Origin of the sequence: Paenibacillus chitinolyticus NBRC 15660 (assembly GCF_000739915.1) — a bacterium.
Taxonomy (GTDB): domain Bacteria; phylum Bacillota; class Bacilli; order Paenibacillales; family NBRC-103111; genus Paenibacillus_F; species Paenibacillus_F chitinolyticus.
Genome location: NZ_BBJT01000010.1, coordinates 1 through 13,501, shown reverse-complemented (window position 1 = coordinate 13,501; position 13,501 = coordinate 1). Strand labels below are relative to the sequence as shown.

Sequence of the window (13,501 nt, the reverse complement as noted above, 5' to 3'; positions counted from 1 at the left end):
ATCGTAGTTCAGTCCTCCCTCAACCGATAGTTTAGCTTGTAAGAGTCGCCCACGATGTTTACAAGATAATCTTTGCACATGTCGTAGATTCGACTACCTAGTGCCGTATCGTAGCCGCACATGGTTTTTATGTCTCGTTCGGACGAAATCATGATAGGCAGCTTTTCGAGATATCGATAATTGATAATGGCAAAAGCTTGTGTCAATTCAAAATCAGTTGGTCCTTTCCGCGGCTTAAACATGTCATCAATGAACAGTAATTCAGCTTTTTGAAGTTGAAATACACGTTCCTTAACCAAAGCCATATCGTCCTTTAATTCGTTAAATCCTTCGACCCAAGGAAAATACTGAACCTTTACGCCTTGCGAAATGAGTGTGTTTGCCGCAGCCATTAGAAGGTGAGTTTTTCCGCAACCAGATGCCCCAAGTAGAGCTATGCTGTTGTGCTTCTCTAACTTTACTTTGCGGTATTGCTCTGTATAAGTTCGGGTACATTGGTACGCATCTCGAACCGGACCCAAGACTTCAAGATCAAAGTTATCGAATGATTTCTTTTGGAATTCGAAAGAAATCTTACTCGATTCGAAAGCCTTATCGACCTTCCGATCAACTATGCAATCACAATCTTTCCAGTAATCGATCATGAACTCTTTAGCTTCACCTTTTTGGGACATCACGATGGGCCTTTGTACAAAATACCCAAGCTCGTCCTTGCACTTAGCGCACTTGTAAATCGGCGTTTCGGCTTGTCCGTATCCATCCGGTTTTATTGCTTTCAGGTGCTGGATTTTGGCTATCAGTTCTTCGGGTCGAAGCGTCTCCCGCATTGACCTGAACATTGCTTTGTCCTCCCTTCGGGAATGGCTTTATCTTGTCTTGATGATTACGCCAAGCGTCCAAAATAGGGTTTTCGTAATAGGTGAAACTGCTTGGTTTTTTAAAAGGGACAACGTTTTCTGTCGCCCTTCTTTTCTTTAGAGCAAAAGTGTCCTGCATCGTTTTAATTACGAATTGTGCTGGAATCTCTAGTTCGACCACTTCCCTCATAAGAGACAAATCCTTCTGGGACAGGTTAAACGGTAGCTTTTCATGTAAATCACAATACGCGTCCTGAATTTGGATAAGTGGATCGGATTCGGCCGGCTCTATATCAGTAGTAGTAATATTGTTTTTAATACTGTCTTTAATACTGTCTTTAGACACGCCTTCCGCCTTAGAGCCGCAAGGGTTTAAACCACTTAAAGGTTCCTGTTTCGGTAACTCTTCGGTTACTGTTTCAGTAACTTGTTGGTTACTGTTTCGGTAACCGTTATTTTCACTAGTTACTATTTCAGTAACTTTTTCAGGTATTTCATGTTCCTGTTTCGGTAACTTTTTAGCTAGATTTTGGTGGATCAAATTGTTGAATTCTTCACGGTTCCACCCTGCTACCGGACTGACCTGCCATTTTTCATAATCCTTGTTTATGGCGAAAGCACACTCAGCTTTGTCCCAAGCGATTACCCTACACTCCACAAGGTATTTCAGTTCATTTGTGATGTGTGTCTTGCCTACACCACATAATTCAAAGTCCTTTAACTTCGGGACAAAGGCCGATTTGTTTCGGCAGCCATAAGATAAACGAAGGACGAAATACAGAATATCCTTTTGTCTTTTCGTAAAATTACGCCGTATGATTTCGTCCCAAAGTTCATTAGCTACAGATACAAATCCGTTCTCGACTTGAGGGTTTGCCACGTTCCTCCCCCTTTTGCTCCTTGCATAAAGCCTGATAGTATTCTCTGATAGCCAGCAACAAAGTAAGAAGCGATACGAACCAGATTTGAAGTTGGATTTCGTCCCCCATCTTCCAATAGACCTCGATCTTTTCTGAGCCTAATTCCCGGTACGCGAATGTAAAATAATCCGTTTTTTGGACGACATTAAAGACTACGCCCTCATAAATGATCGTGTTCACGCTTCACCCCTCCACATGTTTACTGATGCTTGATCGCATCGTTCGGACCGCGAACCCCCGAAGGCCCAAGGAGTAGGCCAAGCTCGCGGTCCCAACGACGAAGCCAAGCTGGCTTCGTTCCTACGTTAAATCGTTTTTAAATAATGCAGCTCGACATGATCTTGAAAAATTAACCACATGTCCCCAACGGTCAGCGCTTCTCTCAAATACCTTGTAGGCGCTGACCGAACGACTATATCTCCATCACATATCCGCCCGAGAAGTATTTCGAAATCTTCAGCCCCCATAACCGGCTGCTCCCTTGTCAGGCGTTAAAAATGTCGGTATACTAACTACAACAATATTTTTCAAATTGACATGATCGCCTGGCCGGGCGGTCATGTTTTCTTTTGCCGCTGAAATATCCTTTTCCAATTCCTCAATTTCCCGCTTCAAGAACCAGTCCCAAATTCCGTCCGGCTCCCGAATCCATAGAATTTTGCGGTAAAGAAGCGTTAATTCTCCAACCCGCTTCCGAGCCAGCTTTAAATTCACATTGCTCATAAAGAGAAGCCCTCCTAATTCAGATATTTTTTCTCCTTTAGCTCCTGCCGATGTTCTTTCCAGACCCCAATCCAGCTAATCGTGTATTCCTTGCAAAGAATTGCTACATAATGAGTTAGGGCCGTGATTGCCTCGACACATTCCATGATGGTGTTCTTAATCCTATGTATGTCTTTCATTTCGAGCTGATCTTTTCGCTTGGTTATGGGCGTGGACTTCATCGCCTCGAATGCTTCTTCTATTTCCTCCAGCGCTTTTAGATGTACAGTCGTTTTGTGCAAATCTGCTTTGGAGAGCCAAGGCGGACATGCGCCGCCTGTGACTTCAGCCTGGGCCGCCAAAGCAATTCTAGGATCATCTAGGGCTATCGCCGCGATTCGCATAATGTCTTTGGGGGCTTTCTTTTTGTCGGCTTCGATTTTTGATAAACCAGTTCTATCGAGTGGAACGATTTCGCTAAATTCCTGCTGTGTCATATCGTTTTCTTTGCGGTAACTACGAAAGGCGTCTCCAATACTCAAATCTTTCACCTCCTCCCTCGTCGTGCTGCTGAAAGACACAATTGCCTTTCCGCTCGGAACAAATCAGCACATTTAAACGGCGATTTGTGACAAGGGATTAGGATACAATGAAGTTGTACATAACTGATGCTAACCGTTCCCTTACAAGCCCGCGCTTTTTAGCGGGCTATTATTTTAAATCAGGCCGGTAAGGTTTTGCCTTCCAGCGAAACGATGTACTCAAAAAACTTATCCCGATGAACCCGCTTCGATTTCCCGAGAGTAACTGTCGGGCAATCAGGTCTTTGAAGAATTTCATAGGCTTTTGTCTTCGAAACCTGCAAAGCATCCATAATGTCTGAGGCTTTTAAATACAAAGGATAAGCTTGGAAATAATTGTTCATGATGTTTTTCTCCTTTCTTCATTAGAACCACACGATTCGTGCGGTTTAGTGTCAAAAAAAATGGCTTCAACTGAAACCTTATAATAGTTTGCTATTCTTACCTTGATATCGTCTCGGGGAATTCGTTGTCCATTTTCGTACATTTGCAGGGCCGATAAACTTATTCCTACCTCTTTTGCTACTTCGTAACGAGGTTTCTTAGACCTCAACTTGAGCAACTTTTCCGCAATCGTTTCTTTAGTCAAGTTCTCACCTCCAAATAACCACGTATCGTGTTCCTTGATAACAATATATACCACAAAACGTGTGAAGTCAACACGAATCGTGCGATTAATTTCACACGTAACGTGTTATTATGATTATTGGGTGATGAAATGTCCAAATTTGGTTTAAGACTAAGAGAGCTGCGAAAAAAAGCAGGACTAACACAAGCTGATTTAGCAGGAAAATTTAACATTAGTGAAAGTTCTGTTGGCATGTATGAAAGAGGAGAAAGAGAACCATCACTAGAACTTTTAAATAGGTTCAGCGAATTTTTTAAAGTTAAAGTAGATTATTTAACCGGTCGTGAATCATCCTCGATAGAAGATGATAAAGATTTTTTAGAAATATTAAACGATCCTGAAGTGAATGTATTTTTTAAAGATTTTGCCTCTGCACCAAAGGAAAGAACAAAAGAAATGTTGAAATATTGGCGGTATCTGAAAAATGAAGAGAAGGATAGAAAGCCTGGAGACAAACAAGGTGAGTAGCTTCACCTACAGGCTTTTCTTTTTTCACCAAAAAGCGAACATACATTCTATTTACTCGACATCGGGGGTGTTGTCTTATGGAAAATTCCGCTTATCAAAAAACCTATTTAGAGATATGGATTGAAAATTTATATAGAAGCCAAAAAATAACAATTCCTCAACAACTAAATGTAATTGAAGTTGCTTCCAGATTAAATGTGTGGGTTTACTGGTGGAACTCGGGTAGCGAATCATTCGAGAGAAATGGTATGATGTCCATTTTCCTAGATAGACGCCTTCCACAAAGTCAGCAATGGCTGGACTTTCTTCATGAGCTTTGCCACTTGCTCAGACATTGGGGTAAACAGTTCGATATGCCTAAAGAATTCAGAGAACTACAGGAATGGCAGGCGTCTCATTTTGTGATGTATGCTTCAATACCTTATTACATGTATGAATCTCTCCCGCTCCCGGATAAAGACAGCGAAGCTGCCGAAGCATTAAAATCAGAATTTGGTGTGCCAATTGAAATGGCCTATGCCCGTATTCAGCAAATCAGAAGGCGGATACTACAGGGTATATGCGATCAGCGAGTGAATTTACTTTATGGATAAAGGAAGTGTGCTTAATGGCCTATTTTAGACGGCGAGGTGATAAATGGAGCTTTACATTAGATGTGGGGCGTGATCAAAACACGGGGAAAAGAAAACAAAAGACTGTATCCGGTTTTTCGAGCGAAAAGGAAGCACGCAAGGCTTGTTCTAAAATGGAGCGAGATTTAGAGGCTGGAAAACGAACAGACTCAATGAAGTTTGATGACTTCATTAAACTTTTTTTTGAAACCATTGTTATTAATAAAGTTGAACAAGGGACATACAACTCCCAATGGATCATTGTTCAGAAATACATTATTCCTAAGCTTGGACACAAAAAGATTGATAAAATAACCGCTGTGGATCTCGATATATTCTATAGCGATTTGTTAAAGGACGGCGTTTCACGCGGGTACATCAAAAATATTGCCCAAGTTATTTCCAAAACTTTTAAACAAGCCTCAATATGGAATTATATAATTAAGAATGTGGCGAAAGAATCCTCTTCCCCATCTTATAAGCCCAAAGAAATGTCCATATGGACCGAGGAGCAGCTAACTCATTTCCTTCAAGAAAGTAGAGAATTTGAAAGGCATGCTCTTTACGTTTTAGCCGGTACAAGCGGTATGCGAATCGGGGAAATTCTTGCGTTAGATTGGGATGATATTGACTTTAAAAAGTCAACGGTTTCCATAACAAAAAGCCTTAAGCATACGAAACAAAAGGGGCTGCATGTCAAACGTCCTAAGACTGAAAACTCTAAAAGAGTGATCCATATACCACACTCAACTTTACAAGTTCTTATTGAACATAAAAATAAACAATTGCCTGGTGTAAGCATCGTTTTCGATAATAAGGGAAGCTATTTTTACACGAACAATGTATGGAGATATTTTATTTCGGATTCTGCCAAGGTGGGAATGCCACGTATTAGGTTACACGACTTGAGACATACTCATGCATCGATTTTACTTTCTTGGGGGTACAATGCTAAAGTTGTGGCAGAGCGTTTAGGGGATACGGTGGAAACGGTAATGAATACCTACGCCCACGTTTTACCTAACATGCAAGAAGAGGTCGCTATCAAATTAAACCAGTTATATGCTCATTAAACTGTGGATAACTTTGAATGCGTGGTCATATCAGTGGTCGTTCTAAAAATAAATTCCACAAAGCCTTATATACCAACACTTTTTAGATATTTACGATGAGCTGTTATTTTTCAATAGCAAGGATAGCAGAACTGAATGCAAATGTCCAAACGTAAATTGAGTCTGCTCCAGGAGGACGTCAATGGGGACAGGCACGCTCGACAGCAATCGATAAAGGATAACCTCGTCTTCTGTCAACTGTTGTTCCGGTGAAGGCAGTGTACCCGGTTGAACGGAACCTCCCATTTGTCCACTCAGAGTGGACAATAAATGCATATATTCTTCATAAATGTCTCGGGGATCCGTCACCATTTTGGCCCCCTGCTTAATAAGCGATAGCGCTCCTCTGCTCTTGGGGGAATGGATGGGACCCGGGACGGCAAACACATCCCTTGATTCCTCCAGGGCAAGATCCGCCGTAATCAGGGAACCGCTTCTCTCCGCCGCCTCCACCACGATTACGCCGAGACTGAGACCGGCAATCACGCGGTTACGCAGCGGAAATAATCCCGGGTGCGGAACCGTACCGAGCGGGTACTCGGACACGACAAGACCTCCGGAGGCGATGATTTCTTCATGCAGCCTCGTATGCTCCGGCGGATAAATCCGGTCCGGCGGCACGCCGAGCACGGCAATCGTTCCGCCCGCTCCGTCTTTGGCCCCGTGGTGAGCCTCCGCATCAATGCCCCGCGCTAAACCGCTTACGACAACAAAACCCGCGGCCGATAAAGCCATACTGAGTTCCCGTGCGGCTTTCCGCCCGTAGGCGGTCGGTGTCCGCGTGCCGACGACCCCGAGGGTCGGTCTTTGCAGAACCTCCTGCCGGCCTCTGCAGTAGAGGACCCACGGAGGCTGAGCGGTTTCTTCTAGCAGCCGCGGGTAACCGGGATCGAAGCGGGTCAGAATTCCGATGCCGAGCGATTCGTACTTTTCTAATGAAGCTTCAATTTTAAATGGAGTCAATTCATCTATTAACCGCTGGATTCTAGCTGCCGGAATGCCAAGCCTAGCGTAGTCGCCGGCTGACCAAAGCAGCAAATCCTTCAAATCGGAACATGAGCGGACCAGCAGATCAATGGTCTTCCATCCCACTCCGGTTATGCCGTGAAGCCCGATAAGTACAGAGCGATTCTCCATAGTATAAAACACTCCCTTGTCATTCACAAATTTTACAGACCTAAACAAAAAAACCTTCCAATTCCCAACGGGAACTGGAAGGTTGCTTACCATCCATAAAAGCGCCGAAACCGGCAGCTCTATTATTTTTTAGTGATGCATTTTTCCAGCAGGCCTTTTTCTTCCAGGACGCTCACGAGAGTGGAGCCCATTTCGGAAGGAGTCGCCGCTACGCGGATACCGCAAGCTTCGAGTGTCGCCACTTTCTCAGCCGCCGTACCTTTACCGCCGGAAATGATGGCGCCCGCGTGGCCCATACGTTTTCCCGGAGGCGCTGTTTTACCGCCGATGAAGCCGACAACCGGCTTCGTCATGTTCGCTTTAATCCACTCGGCCGCTTCTTCTTCAGCGGAACCGCCGATTTCACCGATCATGATAACTGCATAGGTGTCCGGATCTTCGTTGAACAGTCGAAGAATGTCGATAAACTCGGAGCCCTTAACCGGGTCGCCGCCGATACCTACTGCGGAAGACTGGCCGATGCCGCGAGTTGTAAGCTGGTGAACCGCTTCATACGTCAGGGTACCGGAGCGGGATACTACGCCCACGTGGCCCGGAGTATGAATGTAACCCGGCATAATGCCGATTTTGCATTCGCCCGGTGTAATAACGCCCGGACAGTTCGGTCCGATTAGACGGGTGCGTTTGCCTTCCATATAACGGGCAACTTTCACCATGTCAAGAACCGGAATACCTTCGGTGATACAGATGACAAGATCAAGATCCGCGTCAACGGCTTCCATGATGGAATCGGCCGCGAAAGCCGGAGGAACGTAAATAACGGATGCCGTGGCACCTGTCGCGTCCTTCGCTTCTTGTACGGTGTTATAAACCGGAAGGGTAACGGTAGAGCCGTTTTCAAGCGTGAAATCGACTTGCGTACCGCCTTTTCCCGGAACCGCGCCGGCTACCATTTGCGTACCATATTCAAGACCGCCGAGTGTATGGAACATACCGGTCTTACCCGTCATGTTTTGGGTAATGACTTTTGTGTTTTTATCAATCAAAATAGACATGGTAATTATTCACATCCCCTGAATTTTTTGAAGAAAAGAAAGCTTGTACTCACTGACCGGAATTACTTAACAAGCGCAACGATTTTCTGTGCGCCGTCAGCCATCGAATCCGCGGAAACGATGTTCAGTCCGGATTCATTCAGGATTTTCTTGCCGAGATCCACGTTGGTGCCTTCCAGACGAACGACAAGCGGACGGTCCAGACCCAATTCCTTGGCTGCAGCGACAACGCCTTCGGCAATAATGTCGCATCTCATGATTCCACCGAAAATATTGACGAAAATACCTTTTACTTTCGAGTCGGAAAGAATGATTTTGAACGCTTCGGTAACTTTCTCTTTCGTAGCACCGCCCCCTACGTCAAGGAAGTTAGCCGGGTCTCCGCCGTAGTGCTTGATGATATCCATCGTAGCCATGGCAAGTCCTGCGCCGTTAACCATACAGCCGATATTGCCGTCAAGGGCGATGTAGCTGAGGTCATATTTGGAAGCTTCGATTTCCTTCTCGTCTTCTTCTTCGAGGTCGCGCAGCTCCAGAATGTCTTTGTGACGGAACAGTGCGTTGGAATCGAAGTTAAGTTTCGCGTCAAGTGCCATTACGTTGCCGTCGCCGGTTACGACGAGCGGATTGATTTCGGCAATGGAGCAATCTTTTTCAACGAACGCGGTGTAAAGGGCAAGCATGAACTTAACCGCTTTATTCACGAGTTCTTGAGGAATTTTAATGGCATAAGCCAGTTTGCGAGCTTGGAAAGCTTGCAGGCCGATTGCCGGATCTACGATTTCTTTGAAAATCTTCTCCGGAGTGTTAGCCGCAACTTCCTCGATGTCCATACCGCCTTCTTCGGAAGCCATCATAGTAACGCGGCCCGTTCCACGGTCGACAACTACGCCTATGTAGTACTCTTTCTTGATATCGCAGCCTTGCTCGATAAGCAGGCGTTTAACTTCCTTGCCTTCAGGACCGGTTTGGTGAGTGACCAGCACCTTGCCCAGGATTTGCTCCGCGTAAGTCCGGACTTCGTCCAGATTTTTAGCTACTTTCACGCCGCCCGCTTTACCGCGGCCGCCTGCGTGAATTTGCGCTTTGACAACTACGACCTGAGTGCCCAGCTCTTTAGCTGCTTCGACCGCTTCATCCACGGAAAACGCCACTTTGCCCTGAGGTACGACAACGCCGTACTGCTTCAGGACTTCTTTGCCTTGATACTCATGGATATTCATTTGCAAATCCTCCTAAACGTATTGTTTCTCCCTGTATGCACGAAACCTCATTCAAGCTTCGAATCTATCCGCATAATCAACGTAGGGTATTCGCCGTTTGACAGGGGAAATCCTGCCCGGCTCTTTTTGGGTCCGGACAAACATTTGCCATCGATAATTGTATCACTTTTTGTCGACAGTTTCCTCTCTTTTTAAAAAAGAAATCGTTTTTTCTAATTGCTCAGGAAATCGTTAACTCTTCTTCCACCCTCTTCATGAAAAAAGCACTTCCATCCCCGACCGGTTCCGGAAGCGCTTGAATCCATACCTGCCTATACGTAAGTCGGGCTGACCTGGGTCACAGTGCGGGGCTCGCGCTCCGCCTGCTTGACAAATCGCATCTCGTTACCGACAAAGCTGCATACTTGGCACTGTATCGTCGGCTCGCTCTGGGTAATCGCGTTCGCTTCGCTGGATTCCGTGACGACTCCCGTGAGAGCATCTTTCACAAAAGGCTGCGAATAGCTGGTCATTAGACTGAACTTGATCCGGTTGGAGCGGCAGTTCGGACAGAAATACGGTTTATCCTGCATATCAATCACCTCGGAGTTAGTATGACCAATTATCCGCAGCTAAAAGATCATTTTCATGCTTGGGTATTTTTGGTATACTATCCAAATAACCATGAAATAACAACGAAACGGATCATAAGGAAGCACCTTTGACCTGTCCAATGCGAAGGGAGAAGGTGTTTTTACATGTATGGTAAAGTAACCGGGGCATGCCTGCACGGAATCGACGGAATCTGCATCGAGGTAGAAATCGATATCGCAAACGGGCTCCCGCAAATCAACGTGGTCGGACTTCCCGACACCGCTGTCAGAGAATCGATCGACCGTGTACGCTCCGCCATCAAAAACTGCGGGTTTCAGTTTCCTCTTGAACGTATTACGGTCAATCTGGCCCCTGCCGATCTGAGAAAAGAAGGCGCCTCCTTCGATCTGGCCATTGCGGCCGGCATCCTGCTGACAAGCGGTCAGATTGAGCTTCCCGGCATGGGCGGTTGTCTGCTGGTCGGAGAACTGGCGCTTGACGGCGGCCTCCGCCCCGTACCGGGGGTGCTTTCCATGGTTGATGCCGCCCGCCGGAGAGGAATCCGGCGCGTTCTGCTGCCCTTGTCCAATGTGGATGAAGCCCGCCTGATTTCAGGGACTGAAGTCCAGGGGATAAGCAGTCTGAGCGAGCTGGGGACTCCCTGCAAGCGCGGCCTGACAGCAGACGGCGCATCCCTTTCGGAAACCGAATCCGCTTCAGAATCCTTCGCCCGCGAAGTTCTCTCCGCCCGTCCCGATGTCCCTGCCGAAGTGCACGGCCCCCTGGCAGCCTCCGATGATTATGCCGATGTAATCGGGCAGCATCACGCCAAGAGAGCCATCATGATTGCTGCGGCCGGTATGCACAATCTTTTATTTATCGGTCCCCCCGGCACGGGCAAAACGATGCTGGCCCGCCGGATTCCCGGTATACTTCCGCCTCTGTCCGACGAAGAAGCGCTTGAGGTGACGAAAATTTACAGCGTGTCGGGAAAATTGGGCACGATCACCCGGTTCATGCGGCAGAGGCCCTACCGTTCGCCTCATCACACCGTTTCGGCGGCCGGTCTCATTGGCGGCGGCTCCATACCGAAGCCCGGCGAGGTAAGCCTGGCTCACCAAGGTGTCCTTTTTCTGGATGAGCTTCCCGAGTTTTCGCGGAGCGTGCTGGAAGTGCTGCGCCAGCCGTTGGAAGACCGTAAGGTAACCATAGGGCGGGCACGCGCCTCCTTCACCTTTCCGTCCGGCTTCCTGCTTGCCGCATCCATGAATCCCTGCCAGTGCGGATTTTACGGAACCGAGACCGCCGAACAAAGCTGCATCTGTTCCCCGCTTAAAATCAGACAGTACAAAGCGCGCATTTCGGGACCTCTCCTTGATCGGATTGATCTGCATGTAGAAGTTCCCCGGCTGGATTATACCGCCATGACTGACAAGCGCCCTTCGCTTTCCTCTGAAGACATGCGCCGGCAAGTACTTGCCGCTCACCGAAGGCAGCAGCTTCGTTATGAAGGCAGTTTTATGCGCTTTAACGCGGAGCTCGGCGGCAAATGGCTCCGTAAATACTGTGTACTGCCGCCCGAAGCCGAAGACCTTCTCCGGCAGACATTCGACCGGCTCCGCTTAAGCGCCCGGGCACATGACCGGATTTTGAAAATCGCCCGGACGATCGCGGATCTGGAAACAAGCGACGGAATTACTTACGGACACATTGCCGAAGCGATCCAATATAGAAATCTGGACAAATCTTATTCCCTCTAGCGGGGAGAGCGAGAGATCGTCCCGGAACGGGAGGGGCTTTTTAGAGACTCTACCGCGATACAGCCGTCATTTCAAAATCACGCAAAAATACTGCCAAAGTGAATTCCCGATACGTGACAAAAATTCGCTGCATTCCCTTGCCCGCATGCCAAACAACTTGTGATTGATCATCGTCATGCGGCGTCTCATCCGGCCCGCAGAGATTCCATGCGGTACGAACAAGAAAAAGCGCCCGTTCAAGCGATGGGCGCCTTTTTTCACGATCATCCTGTCTGTCCGGACTGCAATTTCGAACAGAACGTATGAACTTCAAACCGTTCATTCAAAACGCTCCCGTCAGATGCTCCAAACGGTTAAACTCTCCTTCAGGCGTCAGCTCGATCGTGATCACATCAAACCTCGCCCTGCGGTCGCTCTGCTTGGCCGCATACAGGTACATTTGTGCGATCTGACGCACTTTCAGCTGTTTCCTGGCGTCTACGGATTCTTTCGCCGTACCGAACCGTCCCGTAAGTCTGCGCGTACGCACTTCGATAAAAACAAGCTGACCTTCCGTCTCGGCTATGAGATCGATCTCGCCGGATCGGCAGCGCCAATTCCGGGCGACAACCTTATAACCTAAAGCGGCTATATGCTCTTCCGCCCTCTGCTCGCCGTAACGGCCCAGATCTTTTCTGGATAAAGGCGAAAACGCCATGTTACAGCCCCTTCCGCTGACTGTCTCTCATTTCCTTCATCCGGTTGTCCGACCGGTAAATGTAACTGAGCACCTCGGCGACAAGCTGATAGAGCTCCCCCGGTATTTCTTGATCGAGCTCCAGCTTCGAGAGTACTTCCACAAGTGAAGCGTCTTCCTGTACGGGAACTCCGCTTTCCCTTGCCTTCTCGACAATCGCCTCGGCGACTTTGCCTTTCCCTTTCGCAATGACCGTAGGCGCTTTCTGCTCTCCGGGCGCGTATTTCAGGGCAACCGCTTTGCGGATCGCATGGGTCCCCGCGCCTTCTCCGTCAGCCGTTTCCTTAGAGGGACCTGAGTTTGACGGAGTCTGACCTCGCTTGGCAGAAAAATTCATATGCGCAGATCCACTCCCCGGTAGGCTTCTCCCGGCACGATGGTATCCATCATAACCGCACTTAGGGAAGAGCCGGACTCCCCGCCCGTGAAACTTCCCGACGCCTTCGGATATTCCGCTGTTTTCATAGAGAGAAACTGATAACCCAGTTTATCCAAGGCGGCTGCAATCTCTTCTTTGGAGCCGTTCAGCAGCTCGCCGATTATCGGCTCGTCATTAAACACTTGCAGACTGACCATTCTATTCATCACACCGACGTCCACTAGTGTGTGGCCCATCGATTTCATTTGCAGGTCGAACAAAAGACGGCAGTTCTCCGCATCCAGTTCTCCGCGTCTGCCCTTGCGGGATTGGATGTGAACGGCTGCCGTGGGCTGCCCGTCCGCGCCGAGAAGCGGGACAAACAGCGTCACATGCGTAAACACCCCGCTGCGGTCCGGCGAAAGCAGCAGCTGCTGCCCGGTAATCTGCTGCAAAGCCTGCTTGGCCGACTCCCGGATCGGAGCCGGAAGATCGTCGGCCGCCGTCAGCTGAAGCAGCAGGCTCTTGAGCGTCTCGGCGCTGTCCGCCTTGAGCGCCGCAGCCTGCCCTTCACCGGCGGCCAGGTGTGCCCCTCCTGCGTGCGCGAGGGTGCCCGGCTGCCTCAGGAGCCGGCTCTCGTGGTCGACGCCCACCGCCCGCAGCAGTTCGCGCACCCAGCCGCTATCGGCCGCCGGGCGCTGTTCGCCCGCAGCGGACGCACGTGCGGCGTCCGCCTCGGCGGCGCTTCCGCGGCGTTCGGCTGCCTGCGCCGCATGGGCG

At 48.5% G+C, this 13,501-nt stretch carries 17 protein-coding genes and 1 pseudogene; 4 read left to right on the top strand and 14 right to left on the bottom strand.

Annotation, left to right across the window (positions count from 1 at the left end; genetic code table 11):
- Positions 1 to 8: 8 nt before the first annotated feature.
- The 6 genes from PCH01S_RS21385 to PCH01S_RS21360 form a co-directional block, all read right to left on the bottom strand.
- Positions 9 to 827 carry an ATP-binding protein gene (locus tag PCH01S_RS21385; protein WP_042232891.1) on the bottom strand — a complete coding sequence of 273 codons (819 nt, stop codon included), beginning with the start codon at positions 825 to 827 and terminating at the stop codon, positions 9 to 11.
- The gene (locus tag PCH01S_RS29380; RefSeq protein ID WP_053228763.1) at positions 718 to 1,737 is read right to left on the bottom strand and encodes a replication protein; all 1,020 of its coding nucleotides are present in this window, start codon (positions 1,735 to 1,737) and stop codon (positions 718 to 720) included. The genes PCH01S_RS21385 and PCH01S_RS29380 overlap by 110 nt, the downstream gene beginning before the upstream one ends.
- A gap of 496 nt (positions 1,738 to 2,233) precedes the next feature.
- On the bottom strand, positions 2,234 to 2,500 hold the full coding sequence (locus tag PCH01S_RS21375) for a hypothetical protein (protein ID WP_042232889.1): 267 nt from the start codon (positions 2,498 to 2,500) through the stop codon (positions 2,234 to 2,236).
- Between the two features lie 14 nt (positions 2,501 to 2,514).
- On the bottom strand, positions 2,515 to 3,021 hold the full coding sequence (locus PCH01S_RS21370) for a helix-turn-helix domain-containing protein (protein WP_053228762.1): 507 nt from the start codon (positions 3,019 to 3,021) through the stop codon (positions 2,515 to 2,517).
- Positions 3,022 to 3,200: 179 nt separating this feature from the next.
- Entirely contained in the window at positions 3,201 to 3,404 is a 204-nt protein-coding gene (locus PCH01S_RS21365; protein ID WP_042232887.1) for a hypothetical protein, read from the bottom strand.
- Complete coding sequence (locus PCH01S_RS21360; protein ID WP_042232884.1) at positions 3,401 to 3,649, bottom strand: helix-turn-helix transcriptional regulator; 249 nt, start codon at positions 3,647 to 3,649, stop codon at positions 3,401 to 3,403. The genes PCH01S_RS21365 and PCH01S_RS21360 overlap by 4 nt, the downstream gene beginning before the upstream one ends.
- A 129-nt stretch (positions 3,650 to 3,778) precedes the next feature.
- Between PCH01S_RS21360 and PCH01S_RS21355 the strand changes: the two genes are divergently transcribed.
- The 3 genes from PCH01S_RS21355 to PCH01S_RS21345 all read left to right on the top strand — a co-directional run bounded on the left by PCH01S_RS21355 (position 3,779) and on the right by PCH01S_RS21345 (position 5,840).
- Positions 3,779 to 4,156, top strand: a complete 378-nt coding sequence (locus PCH01S_RS21355) for a helix-turn-helix domain-containing protein (protein WP_042232882.1) — start codon at positions 3,779 to 3,781, stop codon at positions 4,154 to 4,156.
- A 77-nt stretch (positions 4,157 to 4,233) separates the two neighbouring features.
- Complete coding sequence (locus PCH01S_RS21350) at positions 4,234 to 4,749, top strand: ImmA/IrrE family metallo-endopeptidase (RefSeq protein ID WP_042232880.1); 516 nt, start codon at positions 4,234 to 4,236, stop codon at positions 4,747 to 4,749.
- A 14-nt stretch (positions 4,750 to 4,763) separates the two neighbouring features.
- The gene (locus PCH01S_RS21345) at positions 4,764 to 5,840 is read left to right on the top strand and encodes a tyrosine-type recombinase/integrase (protein ID WP_042232877.1); all 1,077 of its coding nucleotides are present in this window, start codon (positions 4,764 to 4,766) and stop codon (positions 5,838 to 5,840) included.
- Positions 5,841 to 5,930: 90 nt separating this feature from the next.
- On the opposite strand, the gene dprA is transcribed toward PCH01S_RS21345, so the two are convergent.
- The 4 genes from dprA to PCH01S_RS21325 all read right to left on the bottom strand — a co-directional run bounded on the left by dprA (position 5,931) and on the right by PCH01S_RS21325 (position 9,866).
- Positions 5,931 to 7,016, bottom strand: coding sequence for a DNA-processing protein DprA (gene dprA, locus PCH01S_RS21340; RefSeq protein ID WP_042232875.1), 1,086 nt, complete (start codon positions 7,014 to 7,016; stop codon positions 5,931 to 5,933).
- Between the two features lie 122 nt (positions 7,017 to 7,138).
- Positions 7,139 to 8,071: a succinate--CoA ligase subunit alpha gene (gene sucD, locus PCH01S_RS21335; RefSeq protein WP_009674484.1), complete on the bottom strand. Its 933-nt coding sequence runs from the start codon at positions 8,069 to 8,071 to the stop codon at positions 7,139 to 7,141.
- Positions 8,072 to 8,133: 62 nt separating this feature from the next.
- Positions 8,134 to 9,294 (bottom strand): ADP-forming succinate--CoA ligase subunit beta, encoded by a 1,161-nt coding sequence (gene sucC / locus PCH01S_RS21330; protein ID WP_042232873.1) that lies wholly within the window; start codon positions 9,292 to 9,294, stop codon positions 8,134 to 8,136.
- 311 nt (positions 9,295 to 9,605) lie between these two features.
- On the bottom strand, positions 9,606 to 9,866 hold the full coding sequence (locus PCH01S_RS21325; RefSeq protein ID WP_042232870.1) for a hypothetical protein: 261 nt from the start codon (positions 9,864 to 9,866) through the stop codon (positions 9,606 to 9,608).
- Positions 9,867 to 10,031: 165 nt separating this feature from the next.
- Between PCH01S_RS21325 and PCH01S_RS21320 the strand changes: the two genes are divergently transcribed.
- Positions 10,032 to 11,627, top strand: coding sequence for a YifB family Mg chelatase-like AAA ATPase (locus PCH01S_RS21320; RefSeq protein ID WP_042232867.1), 1,596 nt, complete (start codon positions 10,032 to 10,034; stop codon positions 11,625 to 11,627).
- A gap of 49 nt (positions 11,628 to 11,676) precedes the next feature.
- On the opposite strand, the gene PCH01S_RS21315 is transcribed toward PCH01S_RS21320, so the two are convergent.
- The 4 genes and pseudogenes from PCH01S_RS21315 to PCH01S_RS30945 all read right to left on the bottom strand — a co-directional run.
- On the bottom strand, positions 11,677 to 11,949 hold the full coding sequence (locus tag PCH01S_RS21315) for a hypothetical protein (protein ID WP_042232865.1): 273 nt from the start codon (positions 11,947 to 11,949) through the stop codon (positions 11,677 to 11,679).
- Entirely contained in the window at positions 11,950 to 12,324 is a 375-nt protein-coding gene (locus PCH01S_RS21310; protein WP_042232863.1) for a YraN family protein, read from the bottom strand.
- A gap of 1 nt (position 12,325) precedes the next feature.
- Positions 12,326 to 12,700 carry an EscU/YscU/HrcU family type III secretion system export apparatus switch protein gene (locus PCH01S_RS21305; RefSeq protein WP_042232861.1) on the bottom strand — a complete coding sequence of 125 codons (375 nt, stop codon included), beginning with the start codon at positions 12,698 to 12,700 and terminating at the stop codon, positions 12,326 to 12,328.
- Positions 12,697 to 13,501 (bottom strand): annotated as a pseudogene (locus tag PCH01S_RS30945) (hypothetical protein); the annotation flags it as partial. The gene PCH01S_RS21305 and the pseudogene PCH01S_RS30945, both read right to left, overlap by 4 nt.